The sequence below is a fragment of the Achromobacter sp. DH1f genome, from assembly GCF_000633435.1.
Taxonomy (GTDB): domain Bacteria; phylum Pseudomonadota; class Gammaproteobacteria; order Burkholderiales; family Burkholderiaceae_B; genus Achromobacter; species Achromobacter deleyi.
Genome location: NZ_AYMF01000036.1, coordinates 135,718 through 151,398 on the forward strand (window position 1 = coordinate 135,718; position 15,681 = coordinate 151,398).

The following is a 15,681-nucleotide window of genomic DNA, read 5'->3' on the forward strand; positions in this document are numbered from 1 at the left end:
TCATGCTCGGCTGGGAAACACGCGCGGCGACATGGCGTCGATGTCGCGGCCGGCATAGTCGCGCTGCGCGACGGTGGCAATCGTCTGCGCCTGGGCGCGTTCGACTTCCTGCATGGCGCGTTCGATGTCGATGGTCAGCAGCTGGCCGTTCTTGACCACCTGGGCGCCGTCCACGTAGACGTCGCGGATGGCCCGGTCGCCCGCCGAATAGATCAGGCTGCGCAGCGGCTCGCGGCCGGGGCGCATGTAGGGGTGCGACAGGTCGATCAGCGAGAAGTCGGCCTTGCCGCCCACGGCGATGCGGCCGATGTCGTCGCGGCCCAGCATGCGCGCGCCGTTGACCGTGGCGGCGTTGAAGACTTCTTCGGTGGACGCCGCGCGGAAGTGGCCCGCCTGCAAACGGGCCACATAGCAGGCCAGCCGCATTTCATCCAGCATGTTGTGCGGGAAGGTGTCGGTGCCGATGCCGACGTTGATGCCGGCGCGCAGGTAGCGGCCCAGGTAGCTGAGCGCAATGCCGCGCCGCACGAACACGGTGGGGCAGTGCGCCACGTGCGCGCCCGAGCGTTGCAGCAGGCCGAAATCGTCCGCGTGCGGCCAGTACAGCGCACGATGGTCGTTCAGGAAAATGCCGTGGCCGATGATCAGGTCGTCATCGAGCAGGCCCTGGTCGTCGAGCCATTCGATGGGCGTGCGGCCGTGGCGGCGCGTCATTTCGCCGAACTCGACCACGCTTTGCGCGGCGTGGATCTGCATCGGAATGTCCAGGCGGCGCGCCGCCGCCTGCGCTTCCTTCAGCAGTTCGGGCGAGCAGGTATCGACCTGCGAGGGGCACAGCATGGCGCCCAGGCGGCCGCTGGGATGGTTGATGGCGCTGTCGGCCACCGCCAGCGCCGCTTCGAAGGACTTGAGCGCGGCGGCTTCGTCCCAGGTGTATTCCACCGAATGGCCGTCGGTGGTGCGCCAGGCGGCCGAACGGAACATGGGTCCCAGCACGCCGCGGATGCCGGCGGCTGCCACCACGTCGGCCCAGCCGGGGCGCGGCAACGACATGTCCACGAACGTGGTGACGCCGCTGAGCAGCATTTCGGCCATGGCCACCTGGTTGGCGTACTGCGCAGTTTCGATGCCCATGCGGAACACCGGCATGTATTCGTACAGCGAGCTCTGGCCCAGCTTGTCGCTGCCCAGCTCTTCGAGCAGGCCGCGGTTACCCGGTTCGGACGAGGGGTGGCTGTGCACGTTCACCAGGCCCGGCATTGCCATCAGGCCGGCGCCCGGCACGACGCGATCGGCCGGGCCGGCGTAGCCGGTGCCGGCGTGGATGACGGTGTTGCCGCGCATCACCAGGTCGGCGTTTTCGATGTAGACGTGCGAACCCAGCGCCTCGTCCCAGGCCACCAGGGTGGAAAGCTGCTTGAAATGGGTGATGCTGGCTTGATTGGTGTCGCTCACGACTGGCTCTCTGTGCTGCGGATTCATGAAAAAGCGGCGGCGCGGCTCGTGCCGCGCCGCCGGATGCGGCTTACTTGAACTCGATGTCCAGGCCCTTGTAGGCGGCGGCGCCGAAGATGCCGTGCGCGCGCATGGGCTTGAGGCGCGGCCCGCCCACCAGGTACAGCGAGTCGTGGTACAGCGGAATCCACGCCACGCCGTCGGAGATCTTGGTCAGCGCCTTGGACAGGATGGCGTCGCCCGTCTTGGCGTCCAGCGCCTCGCTGCCTTCGGCCAGCCAGCGGTCGGTGTCGGCATCCTTCCAGTTCATGCGGTTGGGGGTGGGGATGCTGTTGGACAGGAAGTAGCTGTTCAGCGCTTCGCCGGTGCTCATGTAGCCAAAGCTCATGCTGAATTCATCGAATTCCTGCGTGGCCAGCTTGCCCCAGGCCGAGGTCGAATCGAACAGCTGCACGCGCAGGTCGGCGCCCACTTTCTTCATGTCGCCTTGCACGGCTTCCATGATGTCTTTCCAGTAGCCGGTGATGCCGTAGTGCAGGATCGACAGCTTCTGGCCGTCTTTGTAGCGGTAGCCGTCGGACTGCATCTTCCAGCCGGCCTCGTCCAGCAGCTTGTTGGCGGCAGCCGGGTCGTAGCGGTAGGCGTCGTTCGAGCCGGCGGGCGTGGCGGTGGCCAGCATGCTGGTGGCCGGCACGGCTTCGCCGAAGGTGATGGCCTCGGTCAGCGCGCGGCGGTTGATGGCCAGGTTCAGGGCGCGGCGCACGTTCACGTCGGCCAGCACCGGCTTGTCGATCTTGAAGCCCAGGAAGAACGTCCAGTAGAACGGGTCGGCCTTGCTGACGAACAGGCGCTTGTCGGCCTTCAGGTCCTTGATAGCCCATTGCGGCAGGTAGCGCGACAGGTCGGCCTGGCCACTTTGCAGGGCGGTCAGGCGCGTGCTTTCTTCGGGCACGATCTTCCAGATGATCTTGTCGACCTTGGGCGTCGGGTCCTTGTAGATGGACGGGCCCCACTTGTAGCCGGCGTGGCGGGTCAGCACCACTTCGTTGCGCGGCGACCAGCTCTGGAAGCAGTACGGGCCGGTGCCGTCGAAGGCCTTCACGCCGTAATCCTGCCCCAACGCCTTGACCTGGTCGATGTTGATGACCGAGTGCATGTAGTGCGCCATCTGCTGCAAGAGCTCGTTGTAGGGCTTTTTCAGCTTGTAGACCACGGTGACGTCGTCGGGTGCGGTGATGCTGTCGACCGGGCCGGCGCGCCAGCGTTCCAGGCCCTTCGTTTCGGGGTTCAGCCAGCGCTCGTAGCTGGCCACCACGTCCTTGGCGGTCATCTTGCGGCCGCTGCAGAACGTCACGTCGTCGCGCAGGCTGAAGGTATAGGTCAGGCCGTCGGGCGAAATGGTCCAGCTCTTGGCCAGCGCCGGCACCGGCGTCTTCATGTCGTAGTCCAGCCCGACCATGGTGTCGGCCGCCATGAACAGCACCTCGGCCGCGCCGCGCGCGGTGGTGCGGTGCGGGTCGTACTTGTCGGTGTCCAGCTCGCGCAGGATCAGCACGGTCTTGTCGGCCTGCGCCAGCGCGGCGGCGGGCGTGGACAGAAGGCAGGCCAGTGCCAGCGGCGCGAGGGCCAGTCCCTGAGTGATCTTCATGTTGCGGTTTCCCCTGTGTGTTGGTGTGTGGTGTGGTCGGTCTTGCCGCGGTTCAGAACCGCAGCTTGGGATCGAGCGCGTCGCGCAGGCTGTCGCCCAGCAGGTTGAAGGCGAGCACGATGAAGAAAATGGTCATCGTGGGAATGGTCGAGATGTGCGGGAAGATCTGCAGGAACTTGCGGCCGTCGGCGGCCATGCTGCCCAGTTCGGCGAAGGGCGGCTGCGGACCCAGCCCCAGGAACGACAGCACCGAGCCCAGCAGGATGGTGTGGCCCAGTTGCAGCGTGGCGTAGATCATCAGCATCGACGAGCAATTGGGCAGCAGGTAGCGCGTGATCAGGTAGAAGTTGCCAAAGCCCATGGCGTGGCCGGCTTCCATGTATTCCTGCTTCATCACCACCATGGCCGAACCGCGGGCGATGCGGGCCATGCCGGGAATGGCCGAGATGCCCAGCGCCAGCACCATGCTGGTGGTGCCCGGGCCCATCAGCGCCGACAGGCTCAGGCCGAACAGGATCGCCGGGAACGACAGCAGCACGTCCACGACGCGCATGATCACGCCTTCCAGCGGCCGGTAGTAGGCGGCCAGGATGCCCAGCAGGGCGCCCAGGCCCGACCCGCCGATCACCGCCAGCACGCTCAGGCTCAGCGTGGCGCGGATGCCGTAGATGATGCGCGACAGGATGTCGCGGCCCTGCACGTCGGTGCCCAGCAGGTAGCGGATGCCGTCGGCCGAGATCCAGCCCGGCGCCTTGCGGGCGATGGCCATGTTGGTGGAATAGGGGTCGTGCGGCGCCAGCCAGGGCGCCAGCAGCGCCACCAGCACGATGGCTATCACCGCCAGCAGCGACAGCAGCAGGATGGGATCGCGGCGCAGGCGCGACGCAATGCGCGCCAGCGGCGTGGCCATGGCCTGGGGCGGCAGCCCGCTCAATGAAGAAGTGGTGCCTGCGCTCATGATTTGTTGCCTCGGGGATCCAGGTAGCCGTAGAGCAGATCCACGATCAGGTTGATGAGGATGAAACCCAGCGCCGTCACCAGGATGGCGCCTTGGGCCAGCGGGAAATCGCCGGCGAAGATGGCGCCCACGGCCATGCGGCCCACGCCGGGCCAGGAATAGATCTGTTCGGTGACCACCGCGCCGCCCAGCAGGTTGCCCACTTGCAGGCCCACCAGCGTGACGATAGGCAGCAACGCATTGCGCAAGGCGTGGCGCAGCAGCACACGGCCTTCGCCCGCGCCCTTGGCGCGCGCCGTGCGCACGTAATCGCCGCTGAGCGTTTCGATGACGGCGGTGCGGGTGATGCGTGCGACCGGTCCGATCAGCACCGAGCCCAGCGTCAGCGCGGGCAGCGCCAGCGATTGCAGCCCGGCCAGCGTCCAGATCGGGCCGTTGCGGCCGATGTACGGCAACAGGCCCGCGCCGCCCACGTGCTGCACCAGCAGCAGGCCGACCCAGAAGACCGGCAGCGACACGCCCACCACCGACAGCGTCATGACGAAGCGGTCGGTCAGCTTGCCGCGGCGGTAGGCGGCCAGCGTGCCCAGCAGGATCGCCAGCGGAATCGACCAGATCACGCTGGCCAGCATCAGCTCGGCCGTGGCGCCGATGGTGCTGCCGATTTCATCGATGACCGGCACGTTCGAGATCATCGAGCGGCCCAGGTCCAGGTGCAGCAGGCGCCAGACATACAGCGACAGCTGCTGGACGATGGACTTGTCCAGGCCCAGTTCCTGGCGAACCTGCGCCAGTTCGTCCGCCGTGGCGGTGGGGCCGGCGATCACCGCGGCGGGGTCGGCCGGCGCCACTTGCAGCAGCACGAAGCACACCACCACCACGCCCAGCAGGACGGGCAGCGAGATCGTGAAACGGTTGAGAATCTGCCGGATCATGCGTGGCCCGCGCCGGTGATGCGTAGGGTGGCGGCCGGCCCGAAGGGGGCGCGCCGTGCGGGGCAGGGGGGAACTGGTCTGGGCATGACTCAACCTCGTCTCTGTGGCGTCCAGGTGCTGGGGTGGGGCAAGAATGCCAGCGCGGTCCGGCGCCGGGGACCCAGGGAAATCCACTATGGGACGGGGTGCGCGGATAGGCCGCTGAGGTTTTCAAGTCATTGAATTGAAAAGAGTATTTCTGCCTTTTTGCGCGCCGGGGCCGAGGCTGCAATAACGGGGTGTTATGACGCCTGCCTAAAGATTGATAGCCGGCGGAAGGCCCGGCGGCGGCCCGGCCGACAGCGGATCGACAGGCGCGGCGGTCTGCGGCGGCGCATATCCATAGTTGGAAACCTTCGTTGGCCTGCGCGGGGGGGCGCCGTAGCCTGTCTGCTGTGTCATGCGGGGCGTCGCGACACCGCGATGGATGATCGAGGCCGGCGCCCCGCGGTTCTGTGGAGCGTGTGGGGTGAAGTTCTCTCGATTCTGGACCCGGGTGCAACGCCTGGTGGTGGTTCTGATGCTGGGCATGGCCGGGTCCGCCCAGGCGGCCTATCCCGATAAACCGGTGCGGCTGGTGCTGCCGCTGGCGCCGGGCGGGGCGATGGACGTGTTGGGGCGAGGCCTGGCCGAACGCCTGGGGGCGCTGTGGAAAGTGCCGGTCATCGTCGAGAACCGGGCTGGGGCCGGCGGCAATATCGCTGCCGACCAGGTGGCGCGGGCCACGCCCGACGGCTACACCCTGCTGCTGACCGGCGACATGCTGGTGGCCAACCAGACCCTGTTCCAGGGCACCATCAATTACGACCCGATCAAGAGCTTTGCCCCCATCAGCATCGTGGCGGCGACGCCGCCGGTGATCGTGGTGCGGGCGGACTCGCCCATCCACGACATTGCCGGCCTGCGCCAGGCGGCCAGCCAGCAGGTCGTCAATATCGGCACCCCGGGCTACGGCAACAGCAACCACCGCGCGCTGACCCGCCTGCAGCAGCAGGTGCCGGGAACGGTGCAGCACGTGCCCTACAAAGGGGCGGGGCCGGCGGTCGTGGCGCTGCTGGGCGGCGAGATCGATGCGGCCATCGTGGCGCTGCCGGCGGTGTCCAGCCTGATCGCCAACGGCCAGGTCCGCGCGCTGGCGGTGTTGCAGGACAACCGCAGCGACACGGTGCCGCAGGTGCCGACTGCGGCGCAGGTCGGCCTGCGGATGGACGGCGATACCGGCTGGTTCGGCCTGCTGGCGCCGGCCGGCACATCGCCCGACGTGGTCAACGACGTCTGGCGCGCCGTGCGCGAGGCGGTCACCGAACCTGATTTCCGGGCCCGCCTGCTGGCCATCGGCTTTGATCCGATCGCCGACCAGCCCCGGGCCTTCGCCGACCGCATCGCCAGCGACGCCGACAAATTCCCGACGCTGCTGCGCGAAAGCGGCGTGGCGCTGCAATGACACGAACGAGACCGACATGCCCATTTTGAACATCGGCGATGCCGAACTCCACGTCGACATCCAGGGCCAGGGCGACGCCGTGCTGGCCCTGGCCCCGGGCGGCATGCTGTCGCATCGTGAACTGTGGCGCGTAACGCGTGACGGCCGGCCGCGCGAGTATCCGGACCCCGTGGCGGCGCTGGCCAGCCAGTACCGCGTCATCGCCCCGGACCAGCGCAACGCCGGCCGCTCGCGGGCGCCGGTGCGGGCCAGCGACGGCTGGACGACCTACGCGCTCGATCACCTGGGCCTGCTGGATGCGCTGGGCGTGCAGCGGTTTCATGTGATCGGCTCGTGCATCGGCTCGTCGTTCGCGCTCAAACTGTGCGAACTGGCGCCGCAGCGGGTCGTGTCGGCCATCTTGCAGCAGCCCATCGGCATCGCCGGGCAGGACGGCAAGCGCGGCGAATCGTTCGACCAATGGGCCGACACCGTCCGGGCGCGCGACCCTGGCGTGAACGACAGGGCGCTGGACGGCCTGCGGCACAACCTGTTCGGCGGCGATTTCGTCTTCAGCGTCAGCCGCGACTTCGTGCAGCGCAATCCGATTCCGCTGCTCATCCTGGGCGGCAACGACGCGCTGCACCCGCGCGCCGTCTCGCTGGAACTGGCGCAGTTGGCGCCGTCCGCCACGCTGGTCGAAGACTGGAAGGGCCAGCCGCAGCGCTATCTGGATGCGATCCAGGGGTTCCTGGCCGCTACAAGGCCGCCACGGCCTGCCTGGCCTGCCGCGTGACGCGTTCCAGCAGGCCGCTGGCCGCGCTGCCGGCCAGCGCAAACCCCACCGCCGCCCACAGCGCCCAGGTGGCCCCCAGCCGGGCATTCACGGCAAAGCATGCCGCCACGAAGGCCGCGCCCATCGTCTGCCCCAGCAGTCGGGCCAGGCCCGACAGGCCGCTGGCCACGCTGGCGCGATGCGCAGGCACGCTGAACATGATGAACCGCTGATTGGGCGACAGGAACAGGCCAAAGCCGGTGCCACATAGCGCCATGGGCAGCATCACCGCCCACATCGGCGCGCCGGCCGGCAGCGCGCTCACGCACCCCAGGCCGGCGGCCAGCAAGGCCAGGCCGACCAGGCCGAGCACGCCGGCGGAAATCCGGTCCGACCACTTGCCCGAGAACGGCGCCAGGCAGGCGCCCATCACGGGCCACGGCGCGATCAGCAGGCCGACTTCGGCAATGTCGCGGCCCAGCGTCTGGTTCAAGAGAAAGGGCAGCGCCACCATGGCCGCGCCTTGGGCAGCGAACGCCAGCACGCAGATCAGCACCGACGTCGAGAACGGCGGCAGGCGCAGCAGGTCCAGCGGCACGATGGCGTGCGCATTGGCGCGTTCACGCCGCAGCAGCAGCGCCCAGCACGCCAGGCCCAGGCCCCAGACCAGCGCGGCGCTCCAGTCCGGTGTTGCCACGCGTTCCAGGCCCAGCACCGCCAGGCCAAAGGCCAGTGCGCAAAGCACGGCCGCGCCCGCGTCCAGCGCCTTGCCGTCGCCGGGCCTGCGGGGCAGGTGGCCGCCGGCCAGGGCCAGCGCCACCAGGCAGAACGGCACGTTGACGTAGAACAGCCAGTGCCAGCTCAGCACCGTCAGCATGGCCGAGGCCAGCACCGGCCCGCCGGCCAGCGAGGCCGCCGCGATCATGGCGTTCAGGCCCATGCCCCGGCCCAGCTGTTCTTTCGGATAGATGGCGGTGACCAGCGCCATGTTGCAACCCATCAGCGCGGCAGCGGCCAGGCCCTGCACCGCGCGCGCGGCTTGCAGCGACCACAGCGACGGCGCCGCGCCGCACCACACCGAGGCCACCAGGAACAGCCACAGCGCCGGCATGAACACCCGCCGGTGGCCGATCTTGCCGGCCAGCGCCGCCAGCGGCAGCATCGTCGCCACCATGACCAACTGATAGATCGTGACCACGCCGATCACGTCCGCCGCGCTGACGCCCAGTTGCGTGGCAATCGACGGCAGCGCCGTGTTGGTCATGGACGTGTCCAGCGTCGCCATCGAGATGGACAGGGAGACGGCCAGCATCGCATAGCGGCGGGCGGCAGGCGTCAGGGGGGCGGGGGGAAGGGGAGAGGCAGACATGGGGAGAACTGGAAAACGGGGCTGTAGATCGGACTGAAAAGCGGGCAGCAGAAAGCAGCGAAAAACGCAGCCGGCAAGCACTGCACAGGAAAGTTCGGGCCTCAGTATGGAAGTCCCCAGCCTTGCAGGGAATAGCAAAATCTGTAAAGCAGCCTTGCAGATATGAAATACTGAAGGCGCATGAAACCGCGACGGAAAGACGTGAAAGGCAGGCATATGGTGAACAGATCGGAAGGCATGGCGCTGCTGGTGGCAGCGGTGGACCAGGGCAGTCTCAGCGGCGCGTCGCGCGTCAGCGGGATTTCACTGGCGTCGGTCAGCCGCCACTTGAGCGCGCTGGAAGAACGCCTGGGCACGCGGCTGCTGGTGCGTTCCACCCGAGCCTTGCGCCTGACCGAGGCCGGCCAACGCTATTACGCCGAGGCCAAGCGCCTGTTGGCCGACATCGACGAACTGGAAAGCAGCATGCAGACCGACGCCGCCGAACCCTCGGGCCGGCTGCGCGTCACCGCGCCGACGCTGTACGGCCGGGTGCATTTACAGCCTTTGCTGGCCAAGTTCCTGATGCGCCATCCCAACGTGACGCTGGACCTGCACCTGCTCGACCGACCGGTCAATCTGCTGGAAGAAGGCATCGACCTGGCCGTGCTGGTGGGCGAGCAGCCCAGTTCCAGCCTGGTCGCGCGGCGGTTGGGGTCGATCCGCTGGGTCCTGAGCGCCTCACCCGACTACCTGGCGCGGCGTGGCACGCCCGCCAGCCTGCACGACCTGGCGCAGCACGACGGCCTGGTCTACAGCCACCAGGCGAACGAAGAGATGTGGACCCTGATGCAAGGCGGCCAGCCCGTCATAGTGCGGGTGCCCACGCGGATGCGCTCGAACACGGTGGACGGCGTGGTGACCGCGGCAGCGGCGGGCGCCGGCATTGTCTTTGCCCCGGCCTGGGCCATCGCCGACCACGTCGCGGCGGGCCGGCTGGTGCCCTTGCTGCCGCAAGCGGAACCGCCGCCGCGGCCCGTGTTCGCGCTGATGACCCATCAGCGCCTGATGGCCAGCAAGGTGCGGTCGCTGGTGGAATACCTGGTCGGGCACCTGCGGGAAAAGGCGCTGAACGATCTGTAAGGCAGGCGTCGATCAGGCAACCCGCGACGGCAGTCGCACAGGCCAGCAGCAGGAATTTTTACGACCGCAGTGTCGACTCCATCGGCAAGCGGGTGGCTCGCAATAGCGTGAGCGCAGCTTGGGCACGCGACTTGCTACGGTGGGTCGGCCATATCCGATGGCTCTCCAGGAGTGCATGCCATGCCTACCCCCTTGCTTGGAACCTATGCTGCCCCGCAGCAACCCGTGGTCACCGAAGCCGAACGATGCGCCCGCCGCACCCTGGAAGCCGCCCAACGGCTTCTGCATCCCGACCAGCCGCCCCTCAGCACGACCTCGACGATCGAGCTTGAGCTGGCGCGGTACGTCAAGGCGGCCTATGTGCCGCGCAAATCCGTCTGGGCGGACGGCTGAGCGGGGGCGTCACGACGGCGCCAGAAAGCGGGACGCCAGGTTGAGCAGCGTCAGCAGACCCGTCCCGATCAGCCACAGCATCACGGCAGGCCACAAGCGCATGAGTTGTGCGCGACGGGCCGCCCGTGGCGTGTCCGTCGGCCGCGCTGCCGCCTGAAGACAGTCGGCGTTGGCGGCGGCAAGCGGACGCAGCGGCGCCCCTGGCTGGGGCGACACCAGCGTATTGCCGATCAAGGTAGAGGACGAAGCAATTTCCGGGGAGATCACGGTAAATCCTGCCTTCGGCGTCGGTGCTGGCCCGCTGAGATGGGTGAAGGGGGATTGCCGGGGAGCAAGCACCGTGCCGGGATCGGTGGGGCGTTGCGGATTGTCACCAAGTTGAAAAAGGCCGGGCGGCATTGCGCCGCCGCGGCCTGGCGCATGATGCCGCTATGGCTTGGCCAGGAATGCCGCCACCAGGGCGTTGGCATGCCCGTGCCCCATCTGGTGCTGGGTCTTCAGGCAATTGACCAGTTCCATGTGCTTGAGCGGGCCTGCTTTTTTCAGCACCTCCATCCAATGCGAGATGGGCTTGCCGTAGTTCTTTTCAATGGACGGAAAGTAGGACGCGGGTCCTTTTACCTGGGCTGTCTCGGCCATGGGGGCTCCTTTGATGGGGCTTGTCTTGGCCCGCAGGCCATTGTTCTGGTTCGGCATTCTGACGCAGTTGCCTGGCGCTGGCTAGGGATCACTGTCATTCGCGCCAATGCCGACGCCGCTGTCTGGCAGCGCAAACCCCACCGCAATTATCGGAGTGCCCAGGCGGATTGCGGCCCATACACTGACGACGCTTTTCGAAGCTTTCAATGGGCGAAATTGTCGCCGACGCATCCGTTGACGTGCCATTCGAATCCACGATCGGTGGCAGGGTTCAAGGTCGGTGGCCGGGAGGAGATCGATGCCAGACGCAAGACAACCGCCGCCACCGGGCGACCCGGATCGCCCGTTCAGGCTGCTGGGGCCGGACGGCAAGCCCTACGAGAGCGCCGTACCCGGCAATCTTGGCGGTCATCGCGGGGGAAAGCGCTATGGCCGTCTGGATTGCCGCGCGGCCCGGCAAGCGATTGCCCGGGGCGGCTACGTCAAATATCGCGTCTTCTTCGCGGACGAGGCCACGGCGATTGCCGCGGGCTATCGGCCCTGCGCGGTGTGCTTGCCGCAGGCGTATGCGGCGTGGGTGCGGGCACAGTCTGCGACGCGTCACGCATGCGCTGCATCGTCTGGACAGTCTGAAGAACACGCTTGACTCGCCGCGGCAGCGCAAACCCGACGCGCCGCCCCTTTCGCCGCCCCGAGGATCACAGCAAGCTGCCCCGGTGCTGCTTGAGCCAGCCTTGCGCGGCATTCAGCGCCGCCGCGACGTCGTCGTCGTTGTTATACAGATGGAACGAGAAGCGAACGAAGTTTCGCCTGAGGGCGACTCGCACCTTTCTCGCTTCCAGATGGCTCTGCAAGGCGGCTGCGGCGGCCGGGCCGTTGTTCGAGGGGACGCAGACGATGTTGGCACGGCGCCCGCAGGCCGGTCGATGCACGGGTGCGCCCAGCGCCTCGAGGCCATCGGCCAGCGCCTGCGCCAGCCGCGTGACATGGCGGTCAATCGCTGCGGTGCCGATATCGTTCAGCACGTCCAGGCTGTTCTTGACCAGCAGGGCCGCCAGAAAGTTGTAATTGCCCAGGTCAAAGCGCCGCGCGCCCGGTTGCAGCACGATCGGGCCGGCATCGTAGTCGGCTTCGTGCGACGCCGAGACGTGCACGCCGAATCTCGCCAGGCTTTGCGGCCGCAGTGTTCGCGCCAGCGATTGCCTGACATACAGAAAGCCCATGCCATAGGCTGCGCACAGCCCTTTCTGCGTGCTCATCGCCATCGCATCAATCGAGGTCTTGCCCAAGTCGATGTGGCTGACGCCGACGCTCTGCGCGCCGTCGACCACCAGAAGCACGCCGTGGGCGCGGCAGACCTCGCCAAGCGTGTCCAGGTCGATTCGGGAGCCTGGAATGAAGGACGTGGCGGAGACGGCCAGCACCCGAGCACAGTGTTTTCCCGCCAGTACTTGCCGGACGGCATCGATGGACAATTCGCCATTTGGCGAGGGCAGGTAGCGAACGATCACGCCGCGTGGTTCAAGATTGCGCCAGGTGTACAGATTGTTGGGGTGTTCGATGCCCGGGCAAACCAGGACTTCATCGCCGTCTTGCCAGTCGATGGCATTGGCAACGAAATTCAAGCCTTCCGAGACGTTCTTGGTGATGGCAATCTCATCGGGGTGACAGTTCAGCAGGTGAGCAATGCCGGTTCGTGCGGCTTCGGCCATCGTGAAGTAGGCGGTCTTGTCGGCACGACCCGACACGCGAAGCTGGAGATGATCGTAGGCCTGCTGGGGCGCGTTGGCCAGCATCAGGCCTCGGCTGGCGACGTCGATGTAGGTCTGGCCGCTGGCGCCGGGGAAAAGGTCGCGCGCGTCACGCAACAGGGTGTCGGTAGTGGGGAGGTTCTTGGCGGGATGAGTCATTGCAGTTGCATTCCGTTGTTCTTGACCAGAGTGGCCCAGGTTTCTCGATCTTGTGCGATGAAAAGTTGCAATTCGGCGGGCGTCATCGGCACTTGCGTGATACCAAGCTCCTGCAGGCGGCGCATGACGGCGGCGTTGGCAAAGGTCGCGGCGATGGCTTTCTCCCAGACCTGGCTTACCTCGCCGGGAAGGCCGGCGGGCGCCAGCAAGGCGAACCAGTAGTTGACGTTCTCAAGGCCCATGACGCCCTGCTCCTGGAACGTGGTCACTTGGGCGAGCGTGGGCAAGCGCTGGGTGCCTGTCATGCCAATGGCGTTCATGCGGCCAGCGTGCAAATACTGTTCCGCCGAGGCGGGATTGGTGAAGATCAGGTCGATCTGTCCGCCCACGACATCGGTTGCCGCCTGGGAGGCCCCCTTGTAGGGCACCATCATCAGGTTGAGTTCGGATCGTTGCTGGAATAGCGCCGAGATCAGGTGGCTGGGGCTGCCGGCGCCCACGCCGATGGTGTAGCCCTTGCGATTGCGTTCGGTGTTCTCACGCATGTCCTTGACGCTGCGCAGGCCCGATTGCTGGTTGGACAACAGCATGGCCGGTGCGATGCCTACCATGCCCAGGGCCTGGAAACTCTGCACTGCGTCATACGGGAGCCGGGGGTAAAGCGACGGCGCCGTCGTCTGGGCATTGTCGGCCAGCAGGACCGTGTAGCCGTCGGCCGGGGCCTTCGCGACCACCGCGGTGCCCAGGGTAGCGCCCGCGCCAGGCCTGTTTTCGACCAGGACAGATTGCTTGAGTTCGATCGCCAACTGCTGGCCCAGCAGTCGCGCCACTACGTCCGAGCTGCCGCCCGGCGTGTAGGGAACCACGATGGTGATGGGACGCTCGGGAAAGCCAGCGGCCTGTGCCGATACCCCAAGGCTGGCGAGCAGGCCGGCGGCGGCCACGGCGCGGGCCACAATACTGTGCAACATGGACATGATTGCTCCGGAAAGGGAAAGGAGGCGTTCAATATGCCGCTGCGGCTGCTGACGGACAATGCACGGTCTTTGTCATCCGGTATTCGATTTCCTCATAGCGGATGCGTACAATCCATGCAGCAATACGCCTTTGCGGGCTAACCATCACGTCGCCCCAGCTATGACAAACCTGGATACCGTGGCGCAAGCCAATCTAATACGCCGTCTGCCTTCGATGAAGGCGCTGCTTTTTTTCAATGTCGTGGGCAGGCACCTGAACCTGGTGCGCGCAGGGCAGGAGCTGCATCTGACGCAAGGCGCGCTCAGCCGGCAGGTCAAGATGCTGGAACAGCACCTGGGCGTGGAACTGTTTCGCCGTTTGCCCCGGGGCCTGGCGTTCACGCAGGAAGGTGAAACCCTGTACGCCTATTCGCAGCAGGCCTTCGATACGCTCAATGCCGGCCTGCGCCGGCTGTCGCTGGTGGCCGGGCGACAGACGCTGGTCGTGTCGGTGGCGCGCAGCTTCGCCCTACGCGTGCTGGCGAGCCGCCTGCCGCGTTTTTTGCAAGCGTATCCCTGGGTTGACGTGCAGATCGATACGCATCGCTATTTCGCCGACCTGGAGACGTCGGGGGCAGATGTCTCCATCCGCCTCACCGACGGCCACTTCGATAGCGGTTATCGCCAGCAGCGGCTGACCGACGATGCCAGTTGGGCGGTCGCCAGCCCGGCCGTGGCGCGACGCATGAAGGCCCGCCAATCGCAAGGCGCGCGATTCAAGCCGGTATTGTTGAGCAACTCTGAACGGGATGACTGGAATCGTTGGCTGGACGCGGGAAACCCGTCGATTCCGCTGGACGAGGCGACCCTGAAATTCAACGACTCAGCCCCCATGCTGCAGGCGGTCGAGACCGGCTTGGGATTCTGCGTGGCGCGGGCAGCGCTGGTCCGAGATGCGATCGAGGCGGGTACGTTGATCCGAGTCTGGAAACAGGACATCCACGACGGACTGTGCTATCGCGCCATCAGCGCGCCGCGCGACAAGCCGGCACTGGAGCCCTTTCTGCAGTGGCTGGACGAGGAATTCGTTGCCGCAAGACCCTGATCGTCCCGCCTGCCTGCGCGTGGCCCGTTGCCGGTCGGCGCCCTTCAGGATCAGGGAGCGGATGGGCGCGCCTGGTATATCTCGAAGTCATAGGGTGCGCGGTCGAAGCGTCCCTGCAACGCCCGGTCATGGCGGACCGCCACCCAGGCGTCGTCCATGCCCCATTTTCGGGCTTGCTCGAGCACGAAGCCTGATCGGTGCCAATCCTGCACGACCTGGTCTACGAAGGCCTGGGTATCGGCCTCTCCCTTGCGCATCCAGACCACGATGGGCGTCGGATTGAGCTGGTCTCGGGTGGCCAGCCTGTAGCCTGACCACTCACTCATCGTGTCGTTGTGCAGCTTCGCATACAGCTCTGGATAGTCATGTATGGCCGCATCGCAGACGCCACCTTTCAGGGCCAGCACGGATTCGGCCCTGCTGCGAAAGCCCTTGACCACTGCGCCGTAGTTCTCCGACAGCAGCTTGCCGTAGCTGCTTCCTTGCGACATGCACACGGCCTTGCCCTTCAAGTCTTCCCAGCGCTTGATGGCGCTGTTCTCGGGCACCAGCGCACCGCCGCCGACCAGGTCATAGGGGGTGGGGGCGAACGACAGGATGGCCTCGCGTTCCGGTGTCCAGCCAAAGGCGGCGATGAGCAGATCGATTTTTCCACTCTGCAGCAATTGGACTCGAGTCGCGTTGGGGGCAACCACGGTTTCCAGTTCGGCCCCCAGGCGGCGGGCAATGTCTGCGGCCAGTTCGGCCTGGTAGCCGCCGGTCTTGCCCGTGGCAGGATCGAACACGCCGAGGGGGGGCGCCGGCGGGCTGATGCCGACGGAAATCTTGCCGCGTTGCTTGATCTTGTCGAGGGTGGCATCGGCGCTGGCAGGCAATGCAATGAACGCCGCGATCAGCAATGCCAGGATCAGTGACAGACGGGAAGGAGAGGGCAGGGGCATAAAGGGCATGGGT

At 66.6% G+C, this 15,681-nt stretch carries 16 protein-coding genes; 6 read left to right on the forward strand and 10 right to left on the reverse strand.

The features are described 5' to 3' along the window. The 4 genes from U858_RS0128990 to U858_RS0129005 form a co-directional block, all read right to left on the reverse strand. Entirely contained in the window at positions 1-1,455 is a 1,455-nt protein-coding gene (locus U858_RS0128990; RefSeq protein ID WP_025140616.1) for an amidohydrolase family protein, read from the reverse strand. Positions 1,456-1,525: 70 nt separating this feature from the next. Further along, positions 1,526-3,103, reverse strand: a complete 1,578-nt coding sequence (locus tag U858_RS0128995) for an ABC transporter substrate-binding protein (RefSeq protein ID WP_025140617.1) — start codon at positions 3,101-3,103, stop codon at positions 1,526-1,528. A 52-nt stretch (positions 3,104-3,155) separates the two neighbouring features. Next, a complete protein-coding gene (locus tag U858_RS0129000; RefSeq protein WP_029954448.1) occupies positions 3,156-4,061 on the reverse strand; it encodes an ABC transporter permease in 906 nt (301 codons plus the stop codon). Further along, positions 4,058-4,996 carry an ABC transporter permease gene (locus U858_RS0129005; RefSeq protein WP_025140619.1) on the reverse strand — a complete coding sequence of 313 codons (939 nt, stop codon included), beginning with the start codon at positions 4,994-4,996 and terminating at the stop codon, positions 4,058-4,060. The genes U858_RS0129000 and U858_RS0129005 overlap by 4 nt, the downstream gene beginning before the upstream one ends. A gap of 508 nt (positions 4,997-5,504) precedes the next feature. On the opposite strand from U858_RS0129005, the gene U858_RS0129010 reads away from it, so the two are divergent. Then, positions 5,505-6,479, forward strand: coding sequence for a tripartite tricarboxylate transporter substrate binding protein (locus tag U858_RS0129010; protein ID WP_025140620.1), 975 nt, complete (start codon positions 5,505-5,507; stop codon positions 6,477-6,479). Positions 6,480-6,495: 16 nt separating this feature from the next. Next, positions 6,496-7,254 carry an alpha/beta fold hydrolase gene (locus U858_RS0129015; protein WP_025140621.1) on the forward strand — a complete coding sequence of 253 codons (759 nt, stop codon included), beginning with the start codon at positions 6,496-6,498 and terminating at the stop codon, positions 7,252-7,254. Here U858_RS0129015 and U858_RS0129020 read toward each other — a convergent pair. After that, complete coding sequence (locus U858_RS0129020) at positions 7,217-8,602, reverse strand: MFS transporter (protein WP_232786625.1); 1,386 nt, start codon at positions 8,600-8,602, stop codon at positions 7,217-7,219. The genes U858_RS0129015 and U858_RS0129020 overlap by 38 nt on opposite strands. Before the next feature lie 216 nt (positions 8,603-8,818). Between U858_RS0129020 and U858_RS0129025 the strand changes: the two genes are divergently transcribed. Continuing rightward, positions 8,819-9,724, forward strand: a complete 906-nt coding sequence (locus tag U858_RS0129025) for a LysR family transcriptional regulator (protein WP_081821751.1) — start codon at positions 8,819-8,821, stop codon at positions 9,722-9,724. Between the two features lie 180 nt (positions 9,725-9,904). Beyond that, positions 9,905-10,117, forward strand: coding sequence for a hypothetical protein (locus U858_RS35785; RefSeq protein WP_157838867.1), 213 nt, complete (start codon positions 9,905-9,907; stop codon positions 10,115-10,117). Between the two features lie 9 nt (positions 10,118-10,126). Here U858_RS35785 and U858_RS0129035 read toward each other — a convergent pair whose 3' ends face one another. Together U858_RS0129035 and U858_RS0129040 are read right to left on the reverse strand one after the other, a co-directional pair. Then, complete coding sequence (locus U858_RS0129035) at positions 10,127-10,384, reverse strand: hypothetical protein (protein ID WP_157838868.1); 258 nt, start codon at positions 10,382-10,384, stop codon at positions 10,127-10,129. A gap of 162 nt (positions 10,385-10,546) precedes the next feature. Then, positions 10,547-10,756: a DUF4287 domain-containing protein gene (locus U858_RS0129040; RefSeq protein ID WP_025140625.1), complete on the reverse strand. Its 210-nt coding sequence runs from the start codon at positions 10,754-10,756 to the stop codon at positions 10,547-10,549. Positions 10,757-11,054: 298 nt separating this feature from the next. Here U858_RS0129040 and U858_RS35130 point away from each other — a divergent pair, with 298 nt between their 5' ends. Beyond that, positions 11,055-11,402, forward strand: coding sequence for an Ada metal-binding domain-containing protein (locus tag U858_RS35130; RefSeq protein WP_081821752.1), 348 nt, complete (start codon positions 11,055-11,057; stop codon positions 11,400-11,402). 52 nt (positions 11,403-11,454) lie between these two features. Here U858_RS35130 and U858_RS0129045 read toward each other — a convergent pair whose 3' ends face one another. Both U858_RS0129045 and U858_RS0129050 read right to left on the reverse strand, forming a co-directional pair. Continuing rightward, entirely contained in the window at positions 11,455-12,666 is a 1,212-nt protein-coding gene (locus U858_RS0129045; protein ID WP_025140626.1) for an aminotransferase class V-fold PLP-dependent enzyme, read from the reverse strand. Then, positions 12,663-13,637: a tripartite tricarboxylate transporter substrate binding protein gene (locus tag U858_RS0129050; RefSeq protein WP_157838869.1), complete on the reverse strand. Its 975-nt coding sequence runs from the start codon at positions 13,635-13,637 to the stop codon at positions 12,663-12,665. The genes U858_RS0129045 and U858_RS0129050 overlap by 4 nt, the downstream gene beginning before the upstream one ends. Positions 13,638-13,803: 166 nt before the next feature. Here U858_RS0129050 and U858_RS34460 point away from each other — a divergent pair, with 166 nt between their 5' ends. Continuing rightward, positions 13,804-14,727: a LysR substrate-binding domain-containing protein gene (locus U858_RS34460; protein WP_025140628.1), complete on the forward strand. Its 924-nt coding sequence runs from the start codon at positions 13,804-13,806 to the stop codon at positions 14,725-14,727. 50 nt (positions 14,728-14,777) lie between these two features. On the opposite strand, the gene U858_RS0129060 is transcribed toward U858_RS34460, so the two are convergent. After that, entirely contained in the window at positions 14,778-15,677 is a 900-nt protein-coding gene (locus U858_RS0129060; RefSeq protein WP_029954454.1) for a transporter substrate-binding domain-containing protein, read from the reverse strand. Positions 15,678-15,681 lie beyond the last annotated feature (4 nt).